General features: G+C 68.9%; 26 protein-coding genes and 1 pseudogene. 18 read left to right on the forward strand and 9 right to left on the reverse strand.

All coding sequences use genetic code 11. The annotated features are described in order from the left end of the window. Positions 1-57 precede the first annotated feature (57 nt). Positions 58-858, reverse strand: coding sequence for an ABC transporter ATP-binding protein (locus tag HLB44_RS26380; RefSeq protein WP_173129767.1), 801 nt, complete (start codon positions 856-858; stop codon positions 58-60). A gap of 10 nt (positions 859-868) precedes the next feature. After that, positions 869-2,374 carry an AMP-binding protein gene (locus tag HLB44_RS26385; protein WP_173129769.1) on the reverse strand — a complete coding sequence of 502 codons (1,506 nt, stop codon included), beginning with the start codon at positions 2,372-2,374 and terminating at the stop codon, positions 869-871. A 69-nt stretch (positions 2,375-2,443) separates the two neighbouring features. Between HLB44_RS26385 and HLB44_RS26390 the strand changes: the two genes are divergently transcribed. Continuing rightward, entirely contained in the window at positions 2,444-3,541 is a 1,098-nt protein-coding gene (locus HLB44_RS26390) for an AraC family transcriptional regulator (RefSeq protein WP_173129771.1), read from the forward strand. Positions 3,542-3,607: 66 nt separating this feature from the next. Here HLB44_RS26390 and HLB44_RS26395 read toward each other — a convergent pair whose 3' ends face one another. Further along, the gene (locus tag HLB44_RS26395) at positions 3,608-4,516 is read right to left on the reverse strand and encodes a LysR family transcriptional regulator (RefSeq protein WP_173129773.1); all 909 of its coding nucleotides are present in this window, start codon (positions 4,514-4,516) and stop codon (positions 3,608-3,610) included. A 94-nt stretch (positions 4,517-4,610) separates the two neighbouring features. Between HLB44_RS26395 and HLB44_RS26400 the strand changes: the two genes are divergently transcribed. The 8 genes and pseudogenes from HLB44_RS26400 (at position 4,611) to HLB44_RS26435 (ending at position 10,248) form a co-directional block, all read left to right on the forward strand. Next, complete coding sequence (locus HLB44_RS26400; protein ID WP_173129775.1) at positions 4,611-5,282, forward strand: RraA family protein; 672 nt, start codon at positions 4,611-4,613, stop codon at positions 5,280-5,282. 24 nt (positions 5,283-5,306) lie between these two features. Further along, the gene (locus HLB44_RS26405; protein WP_173129778.1) at positions 5,307-6,293 is read left to right on the forward strand and encodes a Bug family tripartite tricarboxylate transporter substrate binding protein; all 987 of its coding nucleotides are present in this window, start codon (positions 5,307-5,309) and stop codon (positions 6,291-6,293) included. Between the two features lie 16 nt (positions 6,294-6,309). Further along, positions 6,310-6,948 carry a 4-carboxy-4-hydroxy-2-oxoadipate aldolase/oxaloacetate decarboxylase gene (locus HLB44_RS26410; protein WP_173129780.1) on the forward strand — a complete coding sequence of 213 codons (639 nt, stop codon included), beginning with the start codon at positions 6,310-6,312 and terminating at the stop codon, positions 6,946-6,948. Positions 6,949-6,976: 28 nt separating this feature from the next. After that, entirely contained in the window at positions 6,977-7,942 is a 966-nt protein-coding gene (locus HLB44_RS26415) for a Bug family tripartite tricarboxylate transporter substrate binding protein (RefSeq protein WP_173129782.1), read from the forward strand. Positions 7,943-7,996: 54 nt separating this feature from the next. Beyond that, positions 7,997-8,662, forward strand: coding sequence for an RraA family protein (locus tag HLB44_RS26420; protein ID WP_173129784.1), 666 nt, complete (start codon positions 7,997-7,999; stop codon positions 8,660-8,662). Then, positions 8,659-8,817 (forward strand): annotated as a pseudogene (locus HLB44_RS26425) (aspartate transaminase); the annotation flags it as partial. The gene HLB44_RS26420 and the pseudogene HLB44_RS26425, both read left to right, overlap by 4 nt. A gap of 165 nt (positions 8,818-8,982) precedes the next feature. Beyond that, on the forward strand, positions 8,983-9,534 hold the full coding sequence (locus HLB44_RS26430) for a hypothetical protein (RefSeq protein ID WP_173129786.1): 552 nt from the start codon (positions 8,983-8,985) through the stop codon (positions 9,532-9,534). Positions 9,535-9,537: 3 nt separating this feature from the next. Further along, complete coding sequence (locus tag HLB44_RS26435) at positions 9,538-10,248, forward strand: Fic family protein (RefSeq protein WP_173129788.1); 711 nt, start codon at positions 9,538-9,540, stop codon at positions 10,246-10,248. A 306-nt stretch (positions 10,249-10,554) separates the two neighbouring features. On the opposite strand, the gene HLB44_RS26440 is transcribed toward HLB44_RS26435, so the two are convergent. Further along, entirely contained in the window at positions 10,555-11,445 is an 891-nt protein-coding gene (locus tag HLB44_RS26440) for a LysR substrate-binding domain-containing protein (protein WP_173129790.1), read from the reverse strand. A gap of 124 nt (positions 11,446-11,569) precedes the next feature. On the opposite strand from HLB44_RS26440, the gene HLB44_RS26445 reads away from it, so the two are divergent. The 6 genes from HLB44_RS26445 to HLB44_RS26470 all read left to right on the forward strand — a co-directional run bounded on the left by HLB44_RS26445 (position 11,570) and on the right by HLB44_RS26470 (position 16,611). Then, complete coding sequence (locus HLB44_RS26445) at positions 11,570-12,538, forward strand: Bug family tripartite tricarboxylate transporter substrate binding protein (RefSeq protein ID WP_173129794.1); 969 nt, start codon at positions 11,570-11,572, stop codon at positions 12,536-12,538. A gap of 69 nt (positions 12,539-12,607) precedes the next feature. Beyond that, entirely contained in the window at positions 12,608-13,306 is a 699-nt protein-coding gene (locus HLB44_RS26450; protein WP_173129797.1) for an RraA family protein, read from the forward strand. Next, on the forward strand, positions 13,303-14,223 hold the full coding sequence (locus HLB44_RS26455; RefSeq protein WP_173129799.1) for an NAD(P)-dependent oxidoreductase: 921 nt from the start codon (positions 13,303-13,305) through the stop codon (positions 14,221-14,223). The genes HLB44_RS26450 and HLB44_RS26455 overlap by 4 nt, the downstream gene beginning before the upstream one ends. A gap of 66 nt (positions 14,224-14,289) precedes the next feature. Then, complete coding sequence (locus HLB44_RS26460; RefSeq protein WP_173129802.1) at positions 14,290-15,255, forward strand: Bug family tripartite tricarboxylate transporter substrate binding protein; 966 nt, start codon at positions 14,290-14,292, stop codon at positions 15,253-15,255. A gap of 21 nt (positions 15,256-15,276) precedes the next feature. Further along, on the forward strand, positions 15,277-16,200 hold the full coding sequence (locus tag HLB44_RS26465) for an SMP-30/gluconolactonase/LRE family protein (RefSeq protein WP_173129805.1): 924 nt from the start codon (positions 15,277-15,279) through the stop codon (positions 16,198-16,200). Between the two features lie 45 nt (positions 16,201-16,245). After that, complete coding sequence (locus HLB44_RS26470) at positions 16,246-16,611, forward strand: hypothetical protein (protein ID WP_173129808.1); 366 nt, start codon at positions 16,246-16,248, stop codon at positions 16,609-16,611. A 24-nt stretch (positions 16,612-16,635) separates the two neighbouring features. Here HLB44_RS26470 and HLB44_RS26475 read toward each other — a convergent pair whose 3' ends face one another. Further along, complete coding sequence (locus HLB44_RS26475; RefSeq protein WP_173129811.1) at positions 16,636-17,469, reverse strand: AraC family transcriptional regulator; 834 nt, start codon at positions 17,467-17,469, stop codon at positions 16,636-16,638. Positions 17,470-17,571: 102 nt separating this feature from the next. Here HLB44_RS26475 and HLB44_RS26480 point away from each other — a divergent pair, with 102 nt between their 5' ends. Continuing rightward, positions 17,572-18,504, forward strand: a complete 933-nt coding sequence (locus tag HLB44_RS26480; protein WP_173129814.1) for an alpha/beta fold hydrolase — start codon at positions 17,572-17,574, stop codon at positions 18,502-18,504. Between the two features lie 10 nt (positions 18,505-18,514). On the opposite strand, the gene HLB44_RS26485 is transcribed toward HLB44_RS26480, so the two are convergent. Beyond that, positions 18,515-20,218 carry a M14 family zinc carboxypeptidase gene (locus HLB44_RS26485; protein ID WP_173129817.1) on the reverse strand — a complete coding sequence of 568 codons (1,704 nt, stop codon included), beginning with the start codon at positions 20,216-20,218 and terminating at the stop codon, positions 18,515-18,517. A gap of 131 nt (positions 20,219-20,349) precedes the next feature. Here HLB44_RS26485 and HLB44_RS26490 point away from each other — a divergent pair, with 131 nt between their 5' ends. Then, positions 20,350-20,556, forward strand: a complete 207-nt coding sequence (locus tag HLB44_RS26490; protein ID WP_173129820.1) for a hypothetical protein — start codon at positions 20,350-20,352, stop codon at positions 20,554-20,556. 82 nt (positions 20,557-20,638) lie between these two features. After that, a complete protein-coding gene (locus HLB44_RS26495; RefSeq protein WP_173129823.1) occupies positions 20,639-23,335 on the forward strand; it encodes a winged helix-turn-helix domain-containing protein in 2,697 nt (898 codons plus the stop codon). A 50-nt stretch (positions 23,336-23,385) separates the two neighbouring features. Here the strand turns inward: HLB44_RS26495 and fahA are convergent, their stop codons facing one another. Genes fahA through HLB44_RS26510 form a run of 3 tightly spaced genes read right to left on the reverse strand, consistent with a single transcriptional unit; the run spans position 23,386 to position 26,224 of the window. Continuing rightward, on the reverse strand, positions 23,386-24,687 hold the full coding sequence (gene fahA, locus HLB44_RS26500) for a fumarylacetoacetase (RefSeq protein ID WP_173129826.1): 1,302 nt from the start codon (positions 24,685-24,687) through the stop codon (positions 23,386-23,388). Beyond that, a complete protein-coding gene (locus HLB44_RS26505; protein WP_173129829.1) occupies positions 24,681-25,487 on the reverse strand; it encodes a cyclase family protein in 807 nt (268 codons plus the stop codon). The genes fahA and HLB44_RS26505 overlap by 7 nt, the downstream gene beginning before the upstream one ends. Continuing rightward, complete coding sequence (locus HLB44_RS26510) at positions 25,484-26,224, reverse strand: TetR/AcrR family transcriptional regulator (RefSeq protein WP_173129832.1); 741 nt, start codon at positions 26,222-26,224, stop codon at positions 25,484-25,486. Before HLB44_RS26510 ends, HLB44_RS26505 begins: the two co-directional genes overlap by 4 nt. Positions 26,225-26,398 lie beyond the last annotated feature (174 nt).

Consider the following 26,398-nt stretch of genomic DNA (forward strand, 5'->3'; position numbering starts at 1 on the left):
GGGTAACCTCCGCCCTACGGGCTTCGGTGCTATGAGCCTTGGGAGCGGCCCGGCGGCTCATGCGGGCTCTCCCAAATAAGCCCTGACCAGTTCGGGATCGCGCTGCACTTCGACGGGCAGGCCTTCGGCGATCTTGCGCCCGAAGTTCAGGGCGACGATCTTGTCGGAGAGGGTCATCACCAGGCCCATGTGGTGTTCGACCAGCAGCACCGTGAGCGCGAAGCGCAGTCGGATGTCGCGGAGCAGCGACCCCAGCTGGTCGACTTCGTGATGGTTGAGGCCGCAGGCCGGCTCGTCCAACAGCAGCAGCCGTGGCGAGGCCGCCAACGCGCGGGCGAGCTCTACCCGCTTTTGCGTGCCGAAAGGCAACTCGCCCACCGGCAGGTGCGCCACGTCGCCCAGCTGCAGCAGAGCGACCAGTTCGTCAACGCAGCGGGCCTGCGCGGCCTCCTCGCGCAGCACCGACGGCAACTGCAGCGCGTGGGCGAGAAAGCCCGTGCGCTGTCGGCACGTGGTGCCGACGGCGATGTTCTGCCGCACCGTCATCGTCCTGAACAGCGCGAGGTTCTGGAAAGTGCGGCCGATGCCCAGGCCCGCCATCCTGTGCTGCGGCAGCGCGCCGAGTGCGCGCCCGTCGAAAAGGATCTCGCCTGCGTGATGGGCGTACAGGCGCGACAGGCAATTGAACAGCGTGGTCTTGCCCGCGCCGTTCGGGCCGATCAGCCCGCAGATTTCGCCGGGCGCGACCTCGAAGGACACGCCGTCGAGCGCGACCACGCCGCCGAAGCGCACGCTGACATCCCTCACTTCAAGCAGGGGAGCAGGCCGCGCGCGACCGCCGGGGACGCCGTATCTCATCGTGCGTCCTTCATCCGCGGACCTGCTCGCGCAGCACGCCTTTCAGCACCTTGCCGGCGCCCGACATCGGCAGCTCGCGTACGAAGCTGAAGGCGCGCGGGCACTTGTAGCCGGCCAGCCGCTGGCGACACCATTCGCGCAGCACGTCGCTTTCGATCGGCGCCGACCCGGTGCGCAACACCACCACCGCATGCACGGCCTCGCCCCAGCGCTCGTCGGGCACGCCGACCACCGCCGCCTGCGCCACCGCCGGATGGCCGCGCAAGACGGTCTCGACCTCGCCGCCGTACACGTTCTCGCCACCGCTGATGATCATGTCCTTGAGACGGTCCACGATGAAGAGATGGCCGCTCTCATCCATGCGGCCGGCGTCGCCCGTTCGCAGCCAACCGTCGCGAAATGCTGCTTGCGTGGTCTCTGGCTGGCGCCAGTAGCCGCTCATCACCATCGGCCCCCGCACGATCACTTCACCCACCTCGCCGCGCCGCACGTCGCGCCCTTCTTCATCGACGACGCGGATCTCGGAGCCGAGGCCGGCGCGGCCCACGGAGTTGACAAGCCCTTGGGCGCGCGCCGCTGCGCGATGGTTGGCCGGCGGGTTCATGCAGACGGCGCCTGCGGTCTCTGTCATGCCGTAGGCCTGGAAGAATTGGGCCATCGGAAGTTCATCCAGCGCGCGCCCGAGCAGGTCGGGGGGCATCGGCGCGGCACCGAACGCGACGCGGGTAAGACCCAGCACCCGCTCGCGCCGGAACTCGGGCGCGTCCAGCAACGATTGCAGCATCGTCGGGACCACGACGATGTCGCTCACGGCATGGTGCTCGATGGCATCGAGCACACGGTCGGGCTGGAACCGGGCCAGCGTGATGCTGGTGCCGCCCACGATCAGCTGGCCGAGCAGTCGGCCCAAGCCTGCGACGTGGAACAGTGGCGCGACGAGCAAGGCCACCGAATCCGGCGAATTGGGAAGCTCCGCTCCACGCGCCACCGTGGCTGCCCAGAAGTTGCCGTGCGACAGCATCACGCCCTTGGCGCGGCCCGTCGTGCCGCCGGTGTAGAGAATGGCCGCGAGTGCGTCCCCCCCCGTGCGGGTGTCGGGAAACTCTGAGTGCTCGCGCCCCTGTGCCGCAAACGCATCCAGCGTGAGCAGTGGCGGTTCGGGCTGCGGCACCAGATGGGTGAGGGATTCGTCTGCAAGCAGCAGCACAGCGGCGCTGTCAGTCAGCGCGTCGGCCAACTCGGGCGCACTCCACCTGGTATTGAGTGGGCAGGGAACGGCTCCCAGCCACCAGCACGCCAGCAGCGCCTGGACGAGGCGGTCGTCGTTGGGCCCGAGCAGCGCGACCCGATCGCCGGAGCGCACGCCATTGCCCGCCAGTGCGGCGGCGAGCCGAGAAACGCCTGACACCAACTCGTCAAACCTCAGCCGGCGCGGGGCGCCAACGCCCAGGTGGATCAGGGCGTCCTTGCCGGGGTGGCGCTGCAGAGAACGGTGCAGTCCTTGGGTGATATACATGGGTGTGGGTTCCGAAAACACCCCAAGCATTGCCCCGCGGTGCGCTCGCGGCTATCGGAAAGGTGCACGATGACGGTTTTGGTGCATTCACTTGGCGCTTTCTGCCATTGCCGAGGGAATAGGATCAGCCCAAACTGGCTCATGCGAGTGGCTGCGCCGCCTTCACGGATCGAGTTCGCCGGCCACCGGATTGCCGGCGTGCGCTTGGCAGACTGCCTGGACGTCGACCAGTCCAACGAACTCTCGGCCCGCCTGTTTGGCTCCGCGCGTATGCGTCGGCTGCGCGCAGGCGGTGCCTTCCATTTCACGCACGATCACGTGCCGTTCGGTGCGATTTCGTTCGACCGCATGAGCTGGGGCGCGCATACCTCGCTGGTGCCCAAGGCCGAAGCGCTGCCTGGGTACTATCTGGTCACCCTGCCCATCCGGGGTGCGGCGCGCGTGCGGCAGGATTCGCACGTGCAGCCACTGGCGCGTGGCACCTGCGGTGTGTTCGGCCCCTTGCGCAGCTTCGAGATCGAAGCCTATGAGGGTTTCGACCAACTCCTGGTGCGCGTCGACGCGGCGTTCCTTGCTCGCGCATGGCAGGGGATTTCCGGCCAGCCGCTCACCGCACCCATCCACTTCGAATCCGCCACGCCGGATTCTCCTGTGCTCGCCGCCAATTGGATGTCGCTGGTGACCTTGGGCGAGAGCGTCGCAAGACTGCCGTTGGCCAGTGCGGCGCGCGAATATGCCCAATCGGCGTTGGCTGCCAATGTGGCATCGGTGCTGCTGACGCAACATCCTCACAACCACCGATTCCTGCTGGAAGTCGACGCGAAGATGCCTGCGCCACGCGTCGTACGGCTGGCCGAAGAGTTCATGCTGCAGCGCTTGCGTGAGCCGGCCACAGTGGACGACGTCTGCGCAGCCAGCGGGGTGTCACGCCGCTCGCTGTTCGCCGCGTTCCAGGCGCACCACGGGACCGGCCCGATCGCCTGGCTGCGCCAGCGCCGCCTGGAAGCGGCTCGGGCGTTGCTGGAGAAACCCGCGCGTGACGACCTGCGCGTGGCGGATGTAGCCGTGGAGTTCGGTTTTCCCCACGTGGGCGAATTCGCAGCCGCCTACGGGCGCGCCTTCGGCGAGACGCCGTCGGTCACATTGCGGCGAGGCCGGCTTGGCTAGCGCGCAATCCAACCCGGGCAAGGTCTTGGCCCTCTGAATGGCAGAGCCGGCTGATCGTTTGAGCCCTCAGCTCGCCGTTGCAGCGATTGAACGGCTCGTTCGCACCAGCGACTCCACAAAGCCCGCGACGACCTTGCTGCCCTCGCCACGCCTGGTCACCGCGAACACGGCGGCCTGGTCCTTCAGTTCGGGCAGCGGCACGAAGGCCAGGTCGTCACGGCCGCGGCTGACCGAGCGGCCAACGAGGCAGAAGCCGAGCTGCGAAGCGACCATGCCCAGCGCGGTGTGGATGTCGGTGGCTTCGTAGGCCACCGGCGATAGCCCGCCCGAACCGCGCAGCAACGCGACCGTGTGCTCCGCGAAGCGGCTCTGCGGGTCCTTCGGGTAGGTGATCAGGCCCGCCGCATCCAGGTCCCTGGCGCGCAGCGACTTGCGTCTGGCCAGTGCGTGCGTGGCCGGCAAGGCGACGACGAAGGGGTCGTCCAGCAGGTGCCTGAACTCGAGCCCCTCGACGGGTTCGACAGGGCCCAGGTAGCGCGACACGCCGACCTGGATGCGTCCGCTTTGCAGCTCGACATGCTGGTGCTCCGACAGCATGCTGAGGATCTCGACCTTGACCTTCGGGTGTCTGCCGCGAAAGTCGCGGATCGCGTTGGGCAGGATCGAAAAGATCGTCGAGCGTGTGTAGCCGACGGCGAGCACACCACTGTCGCCCGCTGCCACGGCACGGGCTTCGTCGTGCAGGCGGGTTGTCTCCGCCAGCAGCATCTTGGCGCGCGGATGGAAGTAGCGGCCCAGCGCCGTGAGTTCCATCGGCCGGCGCGAACGATCGAAGAGCTCGCCGCCGAGGTCCCCTTCCAACTGACCCAACTGCATGCTCAACGCCGTTGGTGCGACGTGCAGTCGCGCGGCAGCGGCGACCGCACTGCCGGCGTCGACGATCTCGCAGAAGTAGCGCAGCTGCCTCAGGTTCATGAAAAGTGATCCTAAGCTCAGAAATCAATGCTGGCTATCGGTACTGCTGGATTTCATACTGACCGCAACGACACAACCCCTTCCGGACTCCGCCATGAATGCACCGCCCGACTCCATCGCCATCCCCGCCGGCGCGCACGAGCTGAGCACCGCCGAAGTCTCCGATGCGCTCGATGCCCTTCGCCTGCCCGGCAGCGCGCTCGGCATCGGCCACGTGGCCGGCCGCGCGCGGGTGTTCGGCCCGGCCTACACGGTGCGCTACGCGCCGGTGGACAACGCGAACCCGGGGACCGTGGGCGACTACCTCGACGAGACGCCCGAGGGTGCCGTGGTCGTGCTCGACAACGGCGGCCGGACCGACTGCACCGTGTGGGGCGGCATCCTGAGCCAACTGGCCGCGCACCGCGGTATCGCCGGCTCCGTCATCTGGGGCGTGTGCCGCGACACCGGCGAGGCCGAGCAGGTCGACTATCCGCTGTATGCCTGTGGGCGCTTCATGCGCACCGGCAAGGATCGCGTCCAGGTCGAAGCTGTCGGCGAGGTGGTGAGTCTGTCCGACGTGCGCGTGGCGGCCGGTGACTACATCGTCGGCGACGAGGACGGCATCGTGGTCGTGCCACGTGCCCGCGCCACGGAAGTCTTCGAGCGTGCGCTCGTGCTGCGCGCTGCCGAGCAGCGCATCGTGGCCGCGACGCTCGCGGGTGCGACGCTGACTGACGCGCGCAAGCAAGCGGCTTATCACACGCTCCAGCGCGCCGGGTCCTGAATTCCACAAATTGGGAGACATTCGATGACGAACCTCTTCTGCGGTCGGCGCTCTGCGGCCTGGCTGATCATGAGCGCGCTGGCTGCTGCCGTGCCCGCCGCCTACGCGGCGGACGCGTACCCGTGCCAAGTCCTGAGGATCGTGTCACCCTATCCGGCCGGCGGCACCACGGACATCCTGGCGCGCCTGATCGGGCCCGGGCTGTCCAAGGGACTGGGCGTGCCGGTGATCGTCGACAACAAGGCCGGCGCCAGCAGCAACATCGGCACCGAATCGGTGGTGCGCTCGCAGGCCGACGGCTGCACGGCGCTGCTCGGCAACAACACCGGCATCGTCATCAATCGCAACCTCTACAAGCTGAAGTACGAGCCGACGCGCGACCTTACGGCCGTCGGGCTGGTCGCGTCCACGCCGCTGCTGCTGTACGTCAACGCGGAGTTCCCGGCGAAGAGCGTGGCAGAGCTTGTCGACCTGCTGAAGAAGTCACCGGGCAAGTACAGCTATGCCTCGGGCGGCAGCGGCAGCCCGCAGCACCTGCTGGGCGAGATGATCAAGATCCAGAAGAGCGTGTTCATGGTCCACATCCCCTACCGGGGACAGGGGCCTGCGCAGCAGGATGTCCTCGGCGGCACGGTGCCGATCGCGTTCGAAACCATCACCGCGCTGACGCCGCAGTTGAAGTCGCCGCGCATCCGCGTGCTGGCCACGACGTCCGCGAAGCGCGACCCCAAGCTGCCTGAGGTGCCGACGATGAACGAGTCGGGCTTCACGGACTTCGCGTTCGAGAACTGGTATGGACTGTTCGTGCCGTCGAAGACGCCGGCGCCTGTCGTCGAGCGGCTCTCGCAGGAACTGCAGAAGGTGCTCAGGTCGCCGGAAGTGACGGCAAAGCTGGCCGAGTTGGGCTCGCGCGATGTGAGCGGCACGCCTGCGCAGGCCGCGAAGTTCATCGCGAAGGAGCTGCCGCAGTGGGAAGCGGTGGTGAAGCGGTCAGGCGCCACGGTCGATTGATTGAAGGAGCACACAGATGAATCAGCAAGCGATCTACGAAGAACTGCGTGCGCTCGGCGCCGCGACGGTCTACGAGGCGCAGGGTGCCAAGGGTGCCCTCGACAGTGGCATGAAGCCGATCGACCAGGCATCGCGGCTGGTGGGTCCGGCACTGACCGTGGACACCCGCCCCGCCGACAACCTGATGCTGCACTACGCACTCTTGAAGGCCAGGCCCGGCGACGTCCTGGTTGTCGATGCCAAGGGCTTCCTCGAGGCGGGGCCTTGGGGCGACGTGCTGACGGCCGCGGCGCTGAAGGCAGGCGTGGCCGGGCTGGTCATCCACGGCGCCGTCCGCGACGCTGAAGCGATCGCCGCGATGGGTTTCCCGGTGTTCTGCCGTGGCCTGTCCATCAAGGGCACGGGCAAGGTGCACCCCGGCAGGGTCAACGTGCCGGTGTGCATCGGTGACGTGCTGATCCGGCCCGGCGACATCGTGGTGGGCGATCGCGACGGACTGGTGATCGTGGCGCCCGGCGAGGCGGAGTCCGTGCTCGCCAGCGCGAGGGCGCGAGAAGCCAAGGAGGCCGGGTTCCGATCGGCCATCGAGCAGGGCGCTAGCACGGCAGAGCTGTTGGGGCTGAGACCGACCCTCGAGAGCCTGGGACTGCGTTGACAGCATGCGAACCTACGGAGACAACAGAATGAGTCACCTGATCAAACTTCTTTCCGTGCTGCTGGCCAGCGCAGCGATGTTGCCCACGGTCCACGCACAGACCTATCCCGACAAGTCGGTCCGACTCATCGTGCCGTGGCCGGCCGGAGGCGCAGCCGATGCTGTAGGGCGCGCAGTGGCAGCGTCCTTGACCGCCGAATTCGGCAAGACCGTCTTCGTCGAGAACCTTGCCGGCGCTGGCGGCAACATCGGCACCCAGCAGTTCATCCGCTCAGCGCCCGATGGCCATACGCTGCTGCTGGCCACCAGCTCGACGAACGCAGCCAACCCGCATCTGTACAAGAAGACCGGCTTCGATCCGGTGAAGGATTTCACCCCGGTCGCTTCGTTGGCAGTGATTCCGAGCGTCCTTGTCGTGCCGGCGGCATCGTCATTCAAGTCACCCAAAGACGTGATCGCGGCGGCCAAGGCGGCACCGGGCAAGCTGGCCTACGGCTCGGGCGGAGTCGGCAACTCGGCGCACCTCGCGGGCGAGCTGTTCAAGTCGGTGGCAAGGATCGACGTCACGCATGTGCCGTACAAGGGCAGTGGTCCGGCGCTCACCGACGTCATGGGTGGCCAACTCGAACTGATGTTCGACACCGGCGCGTTCCCGCACATCAAGGGAGGGAAGATTCGCGCCCTGGCAGTGGCCGCCGACAAGCGCAGCCCGCTGATCCCGGATGTGCCGACGTTCGACGAACTCGGCATCAAGGGCATGATCATGAATGCCTGGTACGGCGTCGCTGCGCCAGCAGGCACGCCGCAGGCAGTCGTCACGAAAGTCAATGCAGCGGTCAACCAAGCGCTGAAGTCAGGGGATCTCGGCAAGCGCCTGGCAGACATCGGCGCCGAGGTGCGCGCCGGCTCGCCGGACGAGTTCTCGAGGTTCTGGCGCGCCGAACTTGCCCGCTACGAGGGCTTGGTCAAGCTGACAGGGGCGACGCTGGATTGATGCATCGAGCTCATGATCCGTACGCAGTAGCCTGTGCTTTCATGAGACCTTGCAATGTGCCCCTCCAGCCTTGATCGTCTCGCTCGCCTCGACACGAACACGGTGTCGGACGCGCTCGATTTCCTCTCGTTGCCAGGCGCCACGGTTGGGCTGCGCCCGCTGTGGGACTGCCCGAAGCTTGTCGGTCGTGCCAGCACCGTCCAGCTCGGTCCGAAGAGCGGCAGTGCACCGACCGTGCACCTGATCTCGCCGGTGATTGCGGCGATCAATGGTGCCGACCGTGTTCTGGTGATCGCAGGCGGCATCGACGGTGTGTCTTGTTGGGGAGACATCCTCGCCAACGCCGCCAAGGTGAAGCACGTGCGTGGCACGGTGATCGACGGCTTCAGCCGCGACATCGAAGCCAACGAAGCGATCTCCTATCCGGTCTACGGCCGTGGCGTCACGATGGTCAGCGCACGCAATCGGGTGGTGCAGCTGGCCTCGGGTACGCCGATCCAAGTCGCGGGCGTGACGGTCAGGGAGGACGACTACGTCATCGCCGACCGCTGCGGCACGGTGTTCGTGCCCTCTGATCGCATCGACGAGGTGCTGGACCTGGCCGAGCGCATCGGGCGCCGGCAGGAGGGCATGGTGCATGCGGTGCGCTCGGGCCGATCGGTCGAGGACGTGATGCACGACAAGGAGTTCGAAGCGATCAAGGCAGGAGCCCCGACATGAACGGCAGCCTGCAGTGCTTGAACGCCCACCTGGCCACGGCCAGACCCTCGGCCACCTACCGCATGATGGACCGTGTGGCCGAGCGCCGCGCCGCTGGCGCCAGGGTGATCTCGCTGTCCGCAGGCGAGCCCGACTTCGACACACCCACGCATGTCAGTTCGCCGCGATGCACGCGCTGAACATGGCCGAGCTGGACGGCATCATGGGCACTACGCTGACGCTCGATCCGGCCCCTGAAACCGGCAGTCCGCCGGACTCCGCACAGTTTGGTGCCAATCTGATAGTTTGACACCACTCGAGCTCAAGGCTATTCTCAAAGCATGAGCAAAGTCTCGACACCCATCCGCAGCAAGTCCGCCCCCGCGAAGGCGCGAGGCGCTACGGCGAAGCGTGCGAAGCCACGCGCCGCGGGGGGCAAGCGCATCACCAAGATCGGCCCTGCCGAGGTGCCACAGGCCCTCGCCGGGTCGAACGAGGATGCGGTGCGAACCAAGACGCTGCGACTGCAGCCGTCCTACGAGAAGGGCCTCGTGATCCTGAAGCGGATCCTCAAGATGCCCATCAACAAGATGGTGAACGAGGCGGTTGGCGAATACATCCAGAGGCGGACCGCCGAGGTGGAGTCTGAGCTCACGACAACACTCGAACAACTGCACGCGTATCGCCTCGCGGACCCGGACTTCGTGGCGGCGCGCCAAGCGTTCGTCGAGGGCGAAGCGCTGTACGGCAAGGACGATCCGATGGAGGGCCGAATCGTCCGTGTGAAGGTGCCGGCGCGCGATGGGGTGAAGCCCGGGGCATCCGCGCCTCCAACAGAGGCCGTGGCGGCCGGACCGGCCCTGAGAAAAGTTCGCGAGCTGCTCCGCCGCTAGCCCGTGGCCACGTCCCCCACCACTGCGCTTCCACACTGGGACGCCAACAGCCCAACGCTGCTCGCCAATCTCGCGCTCATCGATGCCGCGGTTCACGACGACGCCGCTCGACGCGTGACGCCGACGCTGAAGCGCATGCGCGAATGGCACACGGTGATGATGCATGGCCTCGATGCCGGGGACCCCACCTACGTCGGACGCTTCAGGGGCATGCCGGGTTTCCCGGCACTCGCCGAAGACGTGGAAATTGCCGGCATCCTGGGCACACCTTACGCTGACGTGGACGCCGAGGCCCGGGCGTTCGAGTCTCGCGTGCAGGCGGTCGTTGCTGCCCTGGACGCGATGTACGCGACGCCGGCGACCCTGGACGATGACGGGCGCGAGGCCGTGATCGAGCTTGCAGCCTATGCACACGGGGAGTGGGTGCGCATCCATCCGTTCATCAACGGCAACGGAAGGACGTCCCGGATCTGGGCCAACCTCATCATGCAAAGGTACGGCATGCCTCCGGTCCTCGCCTTGCGGCCCCGCCCCGCCGGGCGCGGCTACGCGAATGCTGCGTCGGCCTGCATGAACAGGGACTTGGCGCCCCTGGCGGCCTACCTTCGCAAGGCCTACGACGCCGTGGTTGGCGCTGCGAAACCGGGCAAGGCCATGCCGGCCACCAAGGTTGTCGCCAGGAAGGCGCCCGCAAAGAAGAGGGGCTCCAAGTGAGGGCGGGCCTATATGCAGGTCGAGGCCCGGCTGCAATGCGAGCGTGTCGTTGGAGTGGCTGAACACCCCCCGAGCGGGCCGGATCAAACATCCAGCGCGGACGCAAGAGGTACCGATTTTGCGAGAACCACTTGTGTCGCGGATGGTCGGCGCAGGTCGCTTCCGAAAAGTTGCGCTAAGTCCTTGTCAGAGTCGACATCCTTGACATGGTGGGGGTCGTTGGTTCGAGTCCAATCGCGCCTACCAACACTAAAAACCCGGTAGATCCGTTGTCTCGCAACGGCCTACCGGGTTTTTTCTTTTGTGTCAGGACGCCGCGGGGGTCTTTGACAGCAGGGCGATGAGGCGCAGCGAGGCCGGCGAAAGATAGCTGTTGACCCGATGCGTCACGACCAGGCGGCGCCGCATGGTCGTTTCCTTCAGCACGATCTCCTTGAGCCTGGATCCGCCGTGCCTTCCCGCGAGGTGATGGCGGGAAATGAAGCTCAGCAGGCCCGTCTCGGCGATAAGCGCCGGAAGCATCAGCAGCATCGTGCTTTCGACCTGGACGCGCGGTCGCGGCAGGCGCTTGCGGTCGAAGGTGTGGTCCAGCCAGTCGCGCGTGGGCGCGCCCGGAGGCTGCAGCGCCCAGCGATAGGAGGTGAGATCCTTCAGCGTCGGCTGGCCGCGCAAGAGGGGATGGCTGGCGCTCGCCGCGACGACGATCACATCCTCGGCAAGCAGGTGAGAGGCGAATCCGTCCTCCTCCGGGCTCTCCGTGCCAACCATCAGATCGAGCTCGCCGCTGCGCAGCAGCGGCTTGAGCGTATCGATGAGACCCACGACTGTTCGGAGCGTGACTTCCGGCGCTTCGTCCAGCAGCTGTCGCGCCACCGGGGGCAGCAGGAACTGAGCAGCCGTCGGCACGATGCCGATGCGCACGTGCCCGGACAGTCCCTGCCCGATGCTCGCCATCTCGCGCCGCGCGTCCTCCTCGTCGAAGCGCAGGCGCTGCGCCCACTTCAGCAGCACGCGGCCGGCAGCGCTGAGCCGGATGCCACGTCCCGCCTTTTCGAACAGCGGCGCGCCGCACTGCTCTTCGAGGCGGCGGATGCAGCTGGTCAACGCCGGCTGCGTGCGGTGCAGCTGCCGGGACGCCTTGCCCAGATGCTCCAGCGTGGCAATGACTTCGAAATAGCGCAGGTCTCGCAGGTCCATTGCAAAAGCCGGATCTATGGTTGCTAAAAAACTATCGATTGGACTGTAGGCCTGGCAGCGCCAATACTCAATCCCATCGACAGCCCGCCGTACGAGCAGGCGCCCGAGGGACAACGGAGACAGCATGACCTTTACCCGACGCACCCTGCTGGCGATCACCGCCGCCACGCTCACGACCGGCGCCTTCGCGCAGGCCTTCCCCTCCAAGCCGATCCGCCTGATCGTCCCGTTTCCGCCGGGAGGTGGCACGGACATCATCGCCCGCGAAACCAGCCAGAAGGTCGCCACGGCGACCGGCTGGACCTTCGTGATCGAGAACAAGCCGGGCGCCGGCGGCAACCTGGGCGTCGATGCGGTCGCCAAGTCGGCGGCCGACGGCTACACGATCGTGCTCGGCCAGACCAGCAACCTGGCGATCAATCCGACGCTGTACGCGAAGATGCCGTACGACTCGCAGAAGGACCTGACGCCGATCGTGCTGGTGGCCAACGCGCCGCTGGTGATGGTGACCAGCGCCACGTCGCCGTACAAGACACTGGCCGATGCGGTCAACGCAGCGAAGGCCAAGCCCGGAGCCGTCAACTTCGCCTCGCCCGGCAACGGCACGGTGGCGCACCTGACGAGCGAGTTGTTCCAGAAGGCCGCCGGCGTGAAGACGCAGCATGTGCCGTACAAGGGTGCGGCGCAGGCGCTGACCGACGTGATCAGCGGCACCGTCGAGCTCTACATGTCCTCGGTGCCGACGCTGCTGGGCCAGATCAAGCAGGGCAAGCTGCGGGCGCTGGCGGTCACCTCGGCCAGGCGCGTCGACGACCTGCCGAACGTGCCGACGATCAACGAGTCGGGCTACAAGGGCTTCGATGCGGTGACCTGGTTCGGCCTGCTGGCGCCGGCCGGCACGCCGAAGGACGTGATCGCCAGAATCAACGCCGAGTTCAACAAGGCGCTGCAGCAGCCCGAGCTGCGCAAGAAGCTGGGCGACGAAGGCGCCGATCCAGCCGGCGGCACGCCCGAGCAGTTCGCGGCCCTGATCAAGGACGAGATTCCGCGCTGGGGCAAGGTCGTCAAGGATTCGGGCGCGCGGATCGACTGAGCTCGCCGCGCCACTGCGGCCGGTGCATCCGCCGGCTGCCATCCCTTTAACGAGTTATTGGAGATTCAGATGAGTCAAGCCGCTGCATTGCCCGACGTGATCCGCGAGTTCGAGCGCGTCGACGCCGGCGTGGTCGACCAGGCCGCCCGCTACCCGTCGTCGATCCTGGCCGACGTGGCCGGCCGCCGCGGCGCGCTGCATGGCCGCATCGCGCCGCTGGCGCCGACGATGCGTTTCGCCGGCCCCGCGCTGACGGTCGAGGTGCGCCCCGGCGACAACCTGATGATCCACGCCGCGATGGCCATCGCCAAGCCCGGGGACGTGATCATCGTCGACGGCAAGGGCGACCTGTCGAGCGCGCTGATGGGCGAGATCATGTCGCAGCAATGCGTCGCGCTCGGCGTCGCTGCCGTGGTGATCGACGGCGCGGTGCGCGACAGCGAGGCGATTCGCGAGCTCGGTTTCCCGATGTTCGCGGCCGGCCTCAATCCGAACGGCCCGACCAAGTTCGTGCCCGGCCGCTTGAACCACCCGATCTCGATCGGTGGCGTCACCGTGTGCCCGGGCGACCTGGTGGTCGGCGACGCCGACGGCGTGACGGTGATCGAGCGCGCCAAGGCCGCCGCGATGCTGCCGCTGGCGGCCGACAAGGTCGCCGCGGAAACCAAGCGCATCACCGACATCAAGGGTCGCAGGGCGCTGCGCCCGGGCTGGCTCGACGGCGCGCTGCGCGCCGCCGGCGTGATCGGCGACGGGGAGACGTTGTGAGCCGGCGGCCGGTCTTCCTGGTCACGGGCAGCGACCTGGCGCCGCAGGCGCTGGCCCTGCTGGGCGACTACGAGATGGTCTTCGCCGGCAAGACGCCGACCGAGGACGGCATCGTCGAGCTGTGCCGTCGGCACGATCCGGTGGCGATCATCGTGCGCTACAGCAAGGTCGGCGCCGCGGCGATGGATGCCGCGCCCAGCCTGAAGGTGATCTCCAAGCACGGCAGCGGCACCGACACCATCGACAAGGCGGCCGCGAAGGCGCGCGGCATCCAGGTCGTCGCGGCTGCCGGCGCCAACGCGGCGGCGGTGGCCGAGCAGGCGCTGGCGCTGCTGCTGGCCTGCGCGAAGTCCGTCGTGGCGCTGGACCGGCGCATGCACGCCGGGCACTGGGACAAGGCGACGCACAAGAGCGTCGAGCTCGAAGGACGCACCATCGGCGTGATAGGACTCGGCGCCATCGGGCTGCGCTTCGCCCGCGTCGCCGACGCGATGGGCCTGCGCGTGCTGGGCTTCGACCCCTATGCGACGAACCTGCCGGCGTATGTCATGCCGGCTGCGCTGGAGACGATCTGGCGCGAGTCCGATGCGATCTCGCTGCACTGCCCGCTGACCGCCGACAACGCGAAGCTGCTGAACGCGACGACGCTGGCGGCGTGCAAGCCCGGCGTGATCGTCGTCAACACCGCGCGCGGCGGGCTGATCGACGAGGACGCACTGCTGGCCGCGATCCGCTCAGGCCAGGTGGCCAGCGCCGGCCTTGACAGCTTTGCCGTCGAGCCGATGACTGCGCCGCACCCGTTCCACGGCGAGTCGCGCATCACGCTGAGCCCGCACATCGGCGGCGTCACCGCCGATGCCTACGTGAAGATGGGCCTGGCCGCGGCGCAGAACGCGCTGGCGGTGCTGAACGGCTGAGCGCATGGCGCGCACATGCCTAGACAAGCTGCCAACCGAGCACCGACTTCCGTCTGGAGACACGCCATGAAGACCAGCCTTCGCCTCGCATTCGCGGCCGCGGCCTTTGCCCTCTGCTCGCTGGCACAGGCTCAAGCCTGGCCGGCCAAGCCGGTCAGGATCATCGTTCCGTACCCGCCGGGCGGCTCGGTCGACGTGGTCACCCGCAAGATGGCGTCCAAGCTGCAGGAGCAGACCGGCCAGACCTTCTTCGTCGAGAACAAGGCCGGCGCCACGGGCACGATCGGCCTGTCGCAGGTGGTGCAGTCGGCGGCGGACGGCTACACGTTGGCAGCCAACGACACCACCTACGCGCTGCTGCCGCACATCTTCAAGAAGTTGCCGTTCGACCATGCGCACGACCTGCTGCCCGTCGGCGCCTTCGTGTTCGCGCCGATGAGCGTGGTCGTGAAGGCCGACTCGAAGTTCCGCACGCTCGGCGACCTGGTCAACGCCGCGAAAGCCGAGCCCAACCGGATCACCTACGGCACCGGCGGCGCAGGCACCACGCCGCACTTCGTCAGCGAGGCCCTGGGCATCGCGGCCGGCGCGAATTTCATGCACATCCCGTTCAAGGGCGCGGGCGAGGCGACGCTGGGCATGCTGTCGGGCACGGTCGACTTCCAGGTCGCCTCGACGCCGGGCGTGATGGGGCAGGTCAAGGGCGGCAAGGCGCGATTGCTGGGCGTCAGCGGCAGCCGCCGCCTGGCAGCGCTGCCCGACGTGCCGACTTTCTCCGAGGCCGGCCTCAAGAACTTCGGCCTCATCAACTTCACCGGGCTGTGGGCGCCCAAGGGCACGCCGCAGGCGGTGATCGACCGCCTGCAGAAGGAGATCGCGACGGCGATGGCCTCGGCCGACATGAAGGCCTTCGCGGAGGGCATTGCGTCCGAGCCCGGCCACTGGGATTCGGCCGCCTTCGCGAAAGACCTGGCCGAGCGCACCGCGCACTGGGGCAGGGTGGCCGCCAACACGGCGTTCGAGCGCCAGTGATCCATCCACGGAGGCACGACGATGTTCCTGCTGCAGCCGCCCGAGGTGCGAGACACCGAGGTCTTCACGCGCCTGCCGGATCGGTTCCGCCGCGCCGGCGTCCGATCGGCCTGGGCCGACGCGAACCGCGGCGGCCAAGCCACGGACTCGTTCCTCGAAGGGCCCGTGTTCGATGCATCGGGCAACCTGTACGTGAGCGACATTGCCTTCGGCCGCGTCTTTCGCATCGATGCACGCGGCGAATGGGCGCTGGTGGCCGAGTGGGAGGGCGAGCCCAACGGCCTGAAGTTTCTGAACGAGCGCGAACTGGTCGTCACCGACTATCGCAACGGCCTGATGGCGTGCGACGTGACGACCGGCACGGTGCGGCCGTACCTGGACCGCCGCAACAGCGAGCGCTTCAAGGGCGTGAACGATCTCGTCTTCGACAGCCACGGCAACCTCTATTTCACCGACCAGGGGCAGACCGGACTGCACGACCCGACGGGGAGGCTGTATCGCCTTCGCCCCAATGGCCAGCTGGATCTGTTGCTGTCGAATGTGCCGAGCCCGAACGGCGTCGCGCTAGCGCCTGACGAACGCGTGTTGTACCTGGCGGTCACTCGCGGCAATCAGGTGTGGCGGGTTCCGCTGCTGCCGGATGGCAGCGTCTCGAAGGTCAGCGCCTTCTTCACTTCCTACGGCCCGAGCGGGCCCGACGGATTGGCCGTTGACGACACGGGGCGCGTCATCGTGGCGAATCCGGGACTCGGCGTCGCGTGGGTGCTCAACCATCGCGCAGAACCCGAGATCGTGCTGCGCAGCTGCACCGGCACGTCGCTCACCAACCTTGCCTTTGGCGGACCGGCGCGCAAGACGCTGTACTGCACCGAATCGGCCACCGGGACCGTGTTGCGGGCGACGCTCGACTTCTCCGGAGTGCCTCTTCACCGACCGGCCCCCTGACAAGCCCTGCGCGCGCCGGCCCCGTTTCACGTCCACATCGGACAAGTGATCTCGAACCGCACGGCATACTGCGCGGGCTCGATGAACCTTGCAATCCTGGCGCTGATCATCCTCTTCGCGGTGCCGATGGCGCTGTGGCCGGTCCTGTGGCTGTTCGTGCTCGGGCGGCACGCGCTTTCCCGGCGCTGGCAGCGCGTCGGCCAGGTGGCACTGCTGCTGCCGCTGTGGACCATCGCCGCGTCGGTCGCCGCGCTGCAGTTTCCCCGTCTGCTGGTCGCGCTGAACGCCGAGAAGGTGCCGCCCGGGCTGTTGTTCGCGGCCGTGGCCATCGGCGTCGCGACCTGCTTTGCCACGATTGCCTGGCTGCTTCTCATCCGGTCGTTTCGCGCTGGGGCTGTTCAGAACCCTTAGACGCCGAGCAGTTCGTGCGTTAGCTCAAGCGTCCGCCGCGTCCGACTTGCGCCACTCCCGCGGCGAAGACCCGGTCTGCGCGCGGAACGCCCGCGACAGCGCCGCCTCGCTGCCGTAGCCCACTTCGGCGGCGATCAGCTTGAGCGCCTGGCCCTGGCGCAGGCGCTTCTGCGCCAGGCCGACACGCCAGCGCTGCAGGTAGCTGCCGGGCGTCACGCCGACGCGGTCGCGAAACGTGTTCGCGAACACGGTGCGCGACATGCCGGCCTGCCGGGCCAGCGCCTCGAGCGACCAGTCCTGCTCGGGCGCTTCGTGCAGCGCCACCAGCGCCCGGCGCAGCCGCTCGTCGGCCAGGCCGGCGAGCATGCCGGGCTGCAGCTGGCGCTGCTCCATCAGCACCCGCAGGACCTGGATCAGCACCACTTCGAACAGGCGATCGAGCATCGCCTGGCGCCCGCAGTTCTCGGACTCGGCCTCGGCGAACAGCAGCTGCAGGATCGGCTCGCTGCCCGGCAGGCGCTGAAGCGGCAGGCACACGAACGGCGGCAGCGCGGCGGCAATCGGGTTGGCCTGCCCGCCTTCGAACGACACATGGGCGCAGACGAAAGTCGCGCCGCGCTGCTTGTCGGTGACGAAGCCGTGGGCCATCGGGCGCGGGTACAGCAGCAGGCTGGGCTCATCGATGCGCAGCGCCGTGCGCAAGCCATGGCGAACCTCGACCTGGCCCTCGCGGATCAGGTGCAGCTGGCCGAACGGCTCCTGTGCGTCGAGCGTGTTGATGCCGCAGAGCGCGCCGGCGTGGAAGGTGCGTGCGCTGACCGAGAAGTGAGCCAGCAGTGCCGCCAGTCGATCTGCCATCGCATGAACTCCAGATCAAGTAATGCGTACGAAATGAGTCATATGGTACGGGATCTCCCGGCACAGTTCGTCCTGTCAACCCACCCGAACCGGAGATCCACGATGAACCGCCTTGCCCAGCTCTTCGCCGTCTCGACCCTTGCCGCCGCCGCGATGGCGTCGCACGCACAGCCGGCCGCGCAGCCGGTCGCCCGCGCCGTCGCCGCGACCACCATCGCCGCGAAGGACGGCACGCCGCTGTACTACAAGGATTGGGGTCCGAAGGACGGCCCCGTCGTCGTCTTCAGCCACGGCTGGCCGCTCAACGCCGACAGCTGGGAGTCGCAGATGCTGTTCCTGGCCGACCAGGGCTACCGCGTCGTGGCGCACGACCGCCGCGGCCATGGGCGCTCGGGGCAGTCGTGGAGCGGCAACACGATGGACCAGTACGCCGACGACCTCGCCGCCGTGCTCGACGCGCTGAACCTGAAGAACGCGACGCTGGTGGGCTTCTCGACCGGCGGTGGCGAGGTGGCGCGCTACGTCGGCCGCCATGGCACGCGGCGCGTCGCCAAGGTCGTGCTGGTCGGCGCGGTCACGCCGATCATGGTCAAGACGCCGGCCAACGCCCAGGGCGTGCCGATGGAGGTCTTCGATGGCCTGCGCAAGGCCTCGCTGGACAACCGGGCCCAGCTCTACAAGGACATCGCCGGCGGCCCCTTCTTCGGTTTCAACCGGCCGGGTGCGAAGCCGTCCGCAGGGCAGATCGATTCGTTCTGGCGCCAGGGGATGCTGGCCGACCACAAGGCGACCTACGATTCGATCAAGGCCTTCTCGGAAAGCGACTTCGTCGAAGACCTGAAGAAGCTCGACAAGCCGACGCTGGTGATCCATGGCGATGACGACCAGATCGTGCCGATCGAGACCACCGGCCGCGCGACCGCGAAGCTGGTCAGGAACGCCCGCCTGATCGAGTACGCCGGCGGCCCGCACGGCATCACCGACACCCACAAGGATCGGCTGAACAAGGACCTGCTGGAGTTCATCAAGCGCTGACGGTTGGAGGTCAGGGGAGCTCGAGCAGGCGTTGCACGGGATACCGGCGCCACTCGGGCTCCGCATAACGCCGCGCGTTGCGGAAGATGAAGCCGAGCACGGCTTGGCGGTCGTCGAGCAGCGCGGGATGCTCGGCCTGCCAGGCCTCGAAGCGGCGGCGCAGGTCCGGCTCGGCGGCCAGCAGCCGTTCGGCCTCGTCCTCGAACAGGTAGTCGCTGAAGTGCTCCTTCTTGTCGAGCACGCTGTCGAAGAACGCCCAGCGCAGGAAGCTGTCGATGCCCAGCGGCTCCAGCACTTCGACGATGAAGCGGTCATGCGGCCCGCCGAGCGGCAGCAGCCAGTCACCCTCGGCCACCTCGGCGACCCGCGGCTCGATCTGCACCTCCAGCACGTGGTGCAGGTGCCGGCCCTCGAAGGGCAGGGGCCGCTTCTCGCAGCGTTGAATGCGGTAGGCCTCGGCGCGCAGGCGCACGGCGCGGTCGGCACGCTGCAGCGGCACGCCATGGGCCTGCAGGCGCTGCGCGACGTCGTGCCAGGCCTGCGGCAGGTGATAACCCCGCGGCGGCACGGCAGTGGCGGTGGCTTCGTAGCGGTCGAAGTACGGGATGTCCTTCTGCCATGGCATCGTGCGGTCGTAGCGCAGGCGCTCATAGCGCCCGAGCCGGCTCGGCTCATGCACCGCCTGGAAGCCGCTGAACCGGAACGGGCGGCTGCGCTGCAGGTCGAGCTTCCAGTCCAGCGCGACCGGCGCACCGCCCGAGACGGCCGCGCGGTCGGCAGCGCGCGCGGCGCGGATCGCGTCGCCGTGCGCCGTCGTGTGGGCCAGCGCGCTGTCCACCAGCGCGCGCGTGCCGTGGTAACGCGCCGCGAAGGGCTTGAGCATGTGCGTCTCGGGCATGAAGCCGATCGTGTGATGCAAGGCGGCGTAGCCGGTGGAAAAGCGCGGTGAATCGAGGAAGTCGGCAATGCCGTCGTCCGGAATCTCCTGCAGCGGATTCACGTAGGGGCACATCGGAAAGCCGCGCGCCGCCATGTCGGCGTACAGCGCCGGCAGCATCGCCTCGCGCAGGTGCTCTGCGGTGCGGCCGCCGAGCTTGTCGGGCTGCGTGGCGATCAGCGTCACCACGTGCTGGTAGTCGGCGCCGTTCGATGTGTGGGTGTCGACCATCACATCGGGATCCCAGCGCGTGAACACCTGCGCAAAGCAGCGGGCGTTCAGGCTGTCGGCCTTGATGAAATCGCGGTTCAGGTCGAGGTGGCGCGCGTTGCCGCGAAAGCCGAAGGCTTCCGGCCCGTTCTGGTTGACGCGGCTCGAGTCAGCCCGGTTCAGCGCGCCATCGACGTTGTAGACGGGGATGAAGACCAGCACCGTGCGCCCGAGCGCCGCGCGCCGCGCCGGATCGAGGCACAGGTCGCGCAGCATCGCCATGCAGGCGTCGATGCCCTCGGGCTCGCCGGGGTGGATTCCGTTGTTGTTGAAGAACACCGGCCGGCCGGCGGCTTTCACCGCTTGTGGATCGAACACGCCATCGCACGAGAACACGCCGACGTGGATCGGAATGCCTCCGTCGGAGCGGCCGGCCTCTTCGAACGTCAGCCATTGCGGATGGGCCCGTGCCAGCCGCTGATGGAAGTCGATGCACGCCTGCCACGAGGTGGTCTGGTTGCCGTTGCCCCGCTCGAATGGGGTGGTCCAATCGCTGTCGCTGTTCATGCGCCATTGTCCGGCGGTGTCGCCGCGTGAACGATGCAACGTCGCCGGCATGCACAAATGCTCACAGTGATGCGCGATGCATGCGGGCGGCGCACACTGGCGCCATTCCCTTCATGTGCTGAATACGCATCATGATCCACCTTCACTCCATCAGCTTCCGTCGTTATCCGCAGGCACTCGCGGCATTCATGTCCGGTCGAGGCCAGCGGCCCCGCACACATGCTGCCGATCGCGCGGACCATACCGCGCCGCGTGAGCGCAGCTGGCTGCGCGAGCTCGCATTGGGCGTCGCGCCCTACGCCGCGGCGGTCCTGGCGATCATCGCGATGGGTGCCTAGACAAGCAGTCCGGGCGCGAGCGGCGGCCGAAAGTGGCCGCTGTCACTGAGCGCACGGGGCCCCGGCACAATCCGCGGCTCCGATGAATTTCGCCCGCACCAAGATCCAGCCGCCGCGCCAGCGCGCCAGCCTGATCGCCCGGCCGGCGCTGGAGCAGGCGCTCGGCGAAGCCCTCGCGGAACAGCGCCTGACGCTGATCAGTGCGCCGGCCGGCTTCGGCAAGACCGTCGCGCTGACGCGGCAGATCCAGGGCGTGGCCGCCGGCACGGCGCTGGCCTGGGTCTCGCTGGACGAGGGCGATGACCTGCCGCGCCTGCTCGAGTGCCTGTTCACGGCGCTCGAGCCCTACGATCTTCCGTGGCGCGTCGACTCCCATGCGCTGGCGATGTCGGCCGGCGGCAACCGGAGCGAGCGCAGCGCGGTGGCGCACGAGCTGATCAACACGCTGGCCGCCACCGAGGTGCCGCGCGGCGTGATCGTGCTCGATGACCTGCACCGCTGCACCGACACGGCGCTGTTCGAGTTCCTTGATCTGTTCGTCGCGCGCCTGCCGCCCGCATGGGGCCTGGTCATCGCCAGCCGCGTCGACCCGCCGCTGGCGCTGCCGCGCCTGCGCGTGGCCGGCGAGCTGGCCGAGTTCCGGCAGGCCGAGCTGAGCTTCGATCACCGCGAGGTGCTGCAGCTCGGCGCCGCGCTCGATGGCCACGCCGGCCAGGCCCTCACCGATGCCGATGCCGACCTGCTGCTCGCGCGCACCGGCGGCTGGGCGGCCGGGCTGCGGCTGGCGCTGACGACGGCGCTGGCGCAGCGGGGAGACGCAGCGGGCATCGATTGGGCCGGCGCCGGCCGGCCGATGGATCGCCGCCTGTTCGACTACCTCGCCGACGAGGTGCTGCGCGACATGCCCGACGAGATGCGCGACTTCCTGCTGCGCTGCTCGGTGCTGCCCGAGCTCAGCGCGGCGCGCTGCGCTGCGGTGTCGGGCGACGCACTGGCCGCGCACCGGCTCGCCGACATCGAGCGCCGCGAGCTCTTCGTGACCGTGCTCGAAGGCCCCGAGCGCACGCTGCGCCTGCACGACATCTTTCGCGACTTCCTGGCCCAGCGCCTGAAGCTCGAGCTCGGGGCCGAGCTGCCGGCGCTGTACCGCCGCGCCGCCGCGGGCGAGACCGACCCGGTGCGCCGGGTCGGCCTGCTGCTGCTGGCACCGGCCTACGACGAGGCCGCGGCGGCGCTGGTCGAGGTGGGGCCGGCGCTGCTGCAGGCCGGCGCCGGCGCGCAGGTGGTGCGCCTGATCGAGCAGATTCCGCAGGCGCACAGCCCGCCGCAGCTGCTGCACCTGCGCGGCCTGTGCGCCGGAACGCATTGGGAGTGGGCCACGATGCAGACGTCGATGGCGCGCGCGGCGCTGGGCTTCGAGCGTGCCGGAGTGCCGCAGCTCGCGCGCCGCTCGCGCGCTTACGAGGTCGTCGCGCTCAGCGGCTGCGGCCAGCTCGACGCCGCGGCGCAACGCCTGGCGGAGCTGCGCGCCGTCGCGCCCGATGGCGACGATCCCACGCAGGCCTTCGTGATGCTCGTCAGCACCTGGGACGCCGTGATGCGCGGCCCCGCCGCGAATGCGGCTGCGCATCTCGGGGCGATGGTCGACGTGCTCGAGCGCTGCATCGACCCGACGCCGTGGTTCGCCTGCATGCCGCACATGCAGTTCGTCGGCCTGCCCGGCATGCGGCGGGCGCTCGAGCGCTACGTGATGCACGCGCTGGACCGCGCCGGCGAGCGCGAGGGCGCGTTGCGTGCCGGCGCACTGATGCTGCAGGCCTGGCTGCTGCTGTGGCGCGGCGACGCCGATGCGGCGCGCAGCGTGGTGCGCGAGGTGCAGCAGGGCGAGGCGTGGTTCGCACGGCCGCGCAACCTGCGCCTGCCGCTGCAGCTGCTGCTGGCGACCGACCACGCGCTGCGCGGCGAGGCCGCACCGGCCCGGGCCTTGTGGCAGGACCTGCTCGACGACGTGGAAAACGACGAGCAGCGGCGATCGGGCTGGGGTGGCGTCTACCTGTTTCTCGCGCTGCGGCTGGCCTGGCTGGTCGACGATCAGGCCAGCATTGCGAGCCTGATGCCGCGCTTGGAGGCCAGTGCGCATGCGCGCGAATGGCCGTTCATGCGCGCGGCACGGCAGCTGCTGCGCGGCCAGCTCGCGCTGCAAACGGGCCGGGCCGGCGACGCGGTGCCGCTGCTGGCGGCGGCACTGGCCGAGTCATCGACGCTCGACACGCTGGGGTTGGACGCCGGCGTGCGCGCGCTCGCCGCGCTGGCTCATCTGCGGTGCGGCGACCGCACTGCCGCCTGGCGTGCGTTGTCGCCGCTGCTGCAGCAGGCGGGGCAGAGCGGCGAGGTCGCCGGCTTGATGATGTCGGGCGAAGCGGTGCTGGCCGAGTTGGCGCGCGCGACCTGGGCGGATGACGCCGCTGCGGTCCTGCTCGCGCCGCTGCACGAGGCGCTGCGCCGGCTGCAAGCCCTGCGCGCCGGCACGATGGCGACCCCGACCGATGGTGAAGGCCGCGAGGCGGCCGCTCGCGGACCATCACGACTTCAGCAGGATCTGAGCCCGCGCGAGGCGGAGGTGCTGGAGCGCATCGCCGCCGGCGAAAGCAACAAGCTGATCGCCCGCGCCTTCGACCTGAGCCCGCACACCGTCAAGCGCCACGTGGCCAACATCCTCGACAAGATCGGTGCCAGCAGCCGCGGCGAGGCGGCGGCCTGGTGGCACCAGCGGCAGTGACTCGATGCGGTGCCGCGGGGCGGGCGCCGCAAGCGATCAGTGCGTCGATGTCAGTGCGCCCCTGAGGGCAGTACCGTCCCGCGGCATTCGCCGAAGCCGATCCGCGCGAAGCCGTCGCGCTCGCACCAGCCGCGCATCACCACGGTGTCGCCGTCCTCGAGGAAGGCGCGTTCTTCGCCGTTCGGCAGCCGGATCGGGCGCTGGCCGCCGTGGCTCAGCTCGAGCAGGCAACCCTTCTCGTCGTCGTTCGGACCCGATTGCGTGCCGCTGCCGATCAGGTCGCCCGGGCGCAGGTTGCAGCCGTTGCTGGCGTGGTGCGTGAGCATCTGCGCCAGCGACCAGTGGAAGTGGCGTGCGCTGCGGCGCGTCAGCGGCATCGGCGCGGCGCTGGTGGCGGTCTGCAGAGCGACTTCCAACTGGATGTCGAACGCGGCGTGCTCGCGGCCCGGCGGCAGCCTCAGGTAGGGCAGTTCCTCGGGGGCCTCGGCGCGTCGCGGCAAACCGCAGAGGAACGGCGCCAGCGCCTCGAGCGTGACGATCCAGGGCGAGATCGTCGTCAGGAAGTTCTTGGCCATGAAGGGCCCGAGCGGCAGGGCTTCCCAGGCCTGCAGGTCGCGCGCCGACCAGTCGTTCAGCAGCACGATGCCGAACAGGTGCGCTTGCGCATCGCCGACCGCGATCGGCCGGCCGCGCACATTGCCCGGCCCGACGAAGGCGCCGATCTCCAGCTCGTAGTCCAGCCGCTGCGACGGGCCGAACGAAGGCGCCGCGGCGCCCGGCGCGCGCGTCTGGCCCAGCGGGCGCGGGAAGTCCGTGCCGCTGACATCGATGGACGAGGATCTGCCGTGATAGGCGATCGGCAGCCAGCGGAAGTTCGGCAGCTCCGGATGGGCCGGCTGGAAGATCCGGCCGGCGTTGACCATGTGGTCGTACGAGGCCAGGAAGTCGGTGAAGTCGCCGATCTGCGCCGGCACCGTGTGTTCGGCATCGGCCTGCGGCACCAGGCATTCGCGCAGCCGCGCGGCCTGCGGCGCGCGCTCGCGCAGCGCCTGCGACAGCGCCGCGCGCAGTGCCGACCAGGCCACCGGCCCCGCGGCCATCAGGCCATTGAGCTGCGGTGCGGCGGCCAGCGCGGCGGCTTCGGCCGCGAGGCCGTCGAAGAGGCCGAGCGCAGCGGCCGGGCCTAAGTCCAGCACCTGGTCGCCGATGGCGACGCCGCCGCGCCAGGCCTCGCCGCTGCCGCGCCGGCGGAACACGCCGTGCGGCAGGTTCTGGATCGGGAAGTCGGCGTCGGGTCGGTTGGCCGACGCGACCCAGCTCGTCAGTTGCGGATCGTGGGTGGTGTTCAGCATCGCAGCGCGGCCATCAGCGCGTCGTCGACGATCGCCACCGCGCGCGTCCAGCCGGCGGAGGCGCCGCGGATCTTCACGGGGAAGCAGGCGATGGTGAAGCCGGTGGCGGGCAGCGCCTCCAGGTTGTGCAGCTTCTCGAGGTGGCAGTAGCCGATGTCGCGCCCCGCCTTGTGGCCTTCCCAGATCAGCGAGGCGTCGCGCGTGGCGGCGTATTTCTGCGCGGTGTAGGCGAAGGGCGCGTCCCAGCTCCAGGCGTCGGTGCCGGTCAGGCGCACGCCGCGCTCCAGCAGGACCATGGTGGCTTCGTAGCCCATGCCGCAGCCGGCGCGCGTGTACTCGGGCGTGCCGTAAGCCGAGCCGGCGCGGGTGTTGACCACGACGATCTCCAGCGGCTTCAGCACGTGGCCGATGCGCGCGAGCTCTGCCTCCACGTCTTTTGGCTGCACGACGTAGCCGTCGGGCAGGTGGCGGAAATCGAGCTTCACGCCCGGCTGGAAGCACCAGTTCAGATCGACCTCGTCGATCGCGATCGCGCGCTCGCCGCCGTCCATCGTCGAGGCGAAGTGGTAGGGCGCATCGAGGTGGGTGCCGTTGTGCGTGTTGAGCTTGACGTCCTCGACCGCCCAGGCCTCGCCGTCGGGCAGGTCGCTGCGCTGCAGGCCCGGGAAGAACTGCGCCAGGTCCTCGTAGCTCATCTCGTGGTCGATGTAGCGGATCTGCGGTCCGAGCCCCGGCGGGTCGGAGGGCACGTCGTTCTCCAGATGCATGGAGATGTCGATGAACTGTCGACGAGGGGTCATGCAGGGCTCCTGGCGGTCGATGGGCGCTTCTTCGGCGCCGACGCAGGCTTGGGGGGCAGGACACCGCGGAAGCCCGCGGCGATGAAGCGCAGCAGCCACTCGCGGGCGGCGGGATCGTGCGGCGAGGCCGGCTCGCCGGCCAGCCGCTGCGCGCGCTCGGCCGACAGCAGGAAGTGCAGCATCGCGCCGAGCGCGAACTGGTAGCACCAGGCCATCTGCGCGCGCGTGGCGCCGGGGCAGGCGGCGAGCAGCGCATCGACGAAGGCGTGCGCCATCGGGTCGAAGAAGCGCGCCTGCACCGCGGCCGCCTCGGGGCTCGGCGACGCCAGGTCACGCGCGGCCATCACCGCGAAGTACTGGCCTTCGGGGCTGGCGTGCGTCTCGATCACCGGGCTGACGAAGGCATCGACGATGCGCTCGAGCGCGTCGCTGGCCCGTGGGTCGGCGGCCGCCGTGGCGAGCCGCGCGAGGCGCTCGTCGATCGTCGGCTGCCACGACTCGAAGATCGCGAAGTACAGCTCGTGCTTGGCGCCGAAGTAGTAGCCCACCAGCGCCAGCGGCACGCCGGCCTCGGCGGCGATGTCGCGGATCGACACCGCGTTGTAGCCGGCCAGGCCGAACAGCTTCTCGGCGGCCAGCAGGATGGCCTGCCGGCGGTCCGGCTTGTCCTGCGCCGCGGCGGCACGACGGCGCGGGGCCGGGCGCGTGGCGGCGGCGTTCTTGGCGGCGTTCTTCATGGGCCGATTCTGCGGCGCGACCGCCGGGCACCCGGTGCGCGGCGCGGGTCGTACAGCGGCAGGGCGGGCAGTCGATCGCATGACCGATTTGTACGACCGTACAGCATATTTGTACATACGTACAAACACGATTGCGGCCGAATGACGTGATCTTTTGCACGCGGCGCTGCGTCC

This window comes from Pseudaquabacterium terrae (assembly GCF_013266755.1).
Taxonomy (GTDB): domain Bacteria; phylum Pseudomonadota; class Gammaproteobacteria; order Burkholderiales; family Burkholderiaceae_C; genus Pseudaquabacterium; species Pseudaquabacterium terrae.

What these genes read in the sequence shown, in the direction of transcription:
- HLB44_RS26380 (WP_173129767.1), bottom strand. Translation starts at nt 858, where the DNA reads ATGAGATACGGCGTCCCCGGCGGTCGCGCGCGGCCTGCTCCCCTGCTT.
- HLB44_RS26385 (WP_173129769.1), bottom strand. Translation starts at nt 2,374, where the DNA reads ATGTATATCACCCAAGGACTGCACCGTTCTCTGCAGCGCCACCCCGGC.
- HLB44_RS26390 (WP_173129771.1), top strand. Translation starts at nt 2,444, where the DNA reads ATGACGGTTTTGGTGCATTCACTTGGCGCTTTCTGCCATTGCCGAGGG.
- HLB44_RS26395 (WP_173129773.1), bottom strand. Translation starts at nt 4,516, where the DNA reads ATGAACCTGAGGCAGCTGCGCTACTTCTGCGAGATCGTCGACGCCGGC.
- HLB44_RS26400 (WP_173129775.1), top strand. Translation starts at nt 4,611, where the DNA reads ATGAATGCACCGCCCGACTCCATCGCCATCCCCGCCGGCGCGCACGAG.
- HLB44_RS26405 (WP_173129778.1), top strand. Translation starts at nt 5,307, where the DNA reads ATGACGAACCTCTTCTGCGGTCGGCGCTCTGCGGCCTGGCTGATCATG.
- HLB44_RS26410 (WP_173129780.1), top strand. Translation starts at nt 6,310, where the DNA reads ATGAATCAGCAAGCGATCTACGAAGAACTGCGTGCGCTCGGCGCCGCG.
- HLB44_RS26415 (WP_173129782.1), top strand. Translation starts at nt 6,977, where the DNA reads ATGAGTCACCTGATCAAACTTCTTTCCGTGCTGCTGGCCAGCGCAGCG.
- HLB44_RS26420 (WP_173129784.1), top strand. Translation starts at nt 7,997, where the DNA reads ATGTGCCCCTCCAGCCTTGATCGTCTCGCTCGCCTCGACACGAACACG.
- HLB44_RS26430 (WP_173129786.1), top strand. Translation starts at nt 8,983, where the DNA reads ATGAGCAAAGTCTCGACACCCATCCGCAGCAAGTCCGCCCCCGCGAAG.
- HLB44_RS26440 (WP_173129790.1), bottom strand. Translation starts at nt 11,445, where the DNA reads ATGGACCTGCGAGACCTGCGCTATTTCGAAGTCATTGCCACGCTGGAG.
- HLB44_RS26445 (WP_173129794.1), top strand. Translation starts at nt 11,570, where the DNA reads ATGACCTTTACCCGACGCACCCTGCTGGCGATCACCGCCGCCACGCTC.
- HLB44_RS26450 (WP_173129797.1), top strand. Translation starts at nt 12,608, where the DNA reads ATGAGTCAAGCCGCTGCATTGCCCGACGTGATCCGCGAGTTCGAGCGC.
- HLB44_RS26460 (WP_173129802.1), top strand. Translation starts at nt 14,290, where the DNA reads ATGAAGACCAGCCTTCGCCTCGCATTCGCGGCCGCGGCCTTTGCCCTC.
- HLB44_RS26465 (WP_173129805.1), top strand. Translation starts at nt 15,277, where the DNA reads ATGTTCCTGCTGCAGCCGCCCGAGGTGCGAGACACCGAGGTCTTCACG.
- HLB44_RS26475 (WP_173129811.1), bottom strand. Translation starts at nt 17,469, where the DNA reads ATGGCAGATCGACTGGCGGCACTGCTGGCTCACTTCTCGGTCAGCGCA.
- HLB44_RS26480 (WP_173129814.1), top strand. Translation starts at nt 17,572, where the DNA reads ATGAACCGCCTTGCCCAGCTCTTCGCCGTCTCGACCCTTGCCGCCGCC.
- HLB44_RS26485 (WP_173129817.1), bottom strand. Translation starts at nt 20,218, where the DNA reads ATGAACAGCGACAGCGATTGGACCACCCCATTCGAGCGGGGCAACGGC.
- HLB44_RS26490 (WP_173129820.1), top strand. Translation starts at nt 20,350, where the DNA reads ATGATCCACCTTCACTCCATCAGCTTCCGTCGTTATCCGCAGGCACTC.
- HLB44_RS26495 (WP_173129823.1), top strand. Translation starts at nt 20,639, where the DNA reads ATGAATTTCGCCCGCACCAAGATCCAGCCGCCGCGCCAGCGCGCCAGC.
- fahA (WP_173129826.1), bottom strand. Translation starts at nt 24,687, where the DNA reads ATGCTGAACACCACCCACGATCCGCAACTGACGAGCTGGGTCGCGTCG.
- HLB44_RS26505 (WP_173129829.1), bottom strand. Translation starts at nt 25,487, where the DNA reads ATGACCCCTCGTCGACAGTTCATCGACATCTCCATGCATCTGGAGAAC.
- HLB44_RS26510 (WP_173129832.1), bottom strand. Translation starts at nt 26,224, where the DNA reads ATGAAGAACGCCGCCAAGAACGCCGCCGCCACGCGCCCGGCCCCGCGC.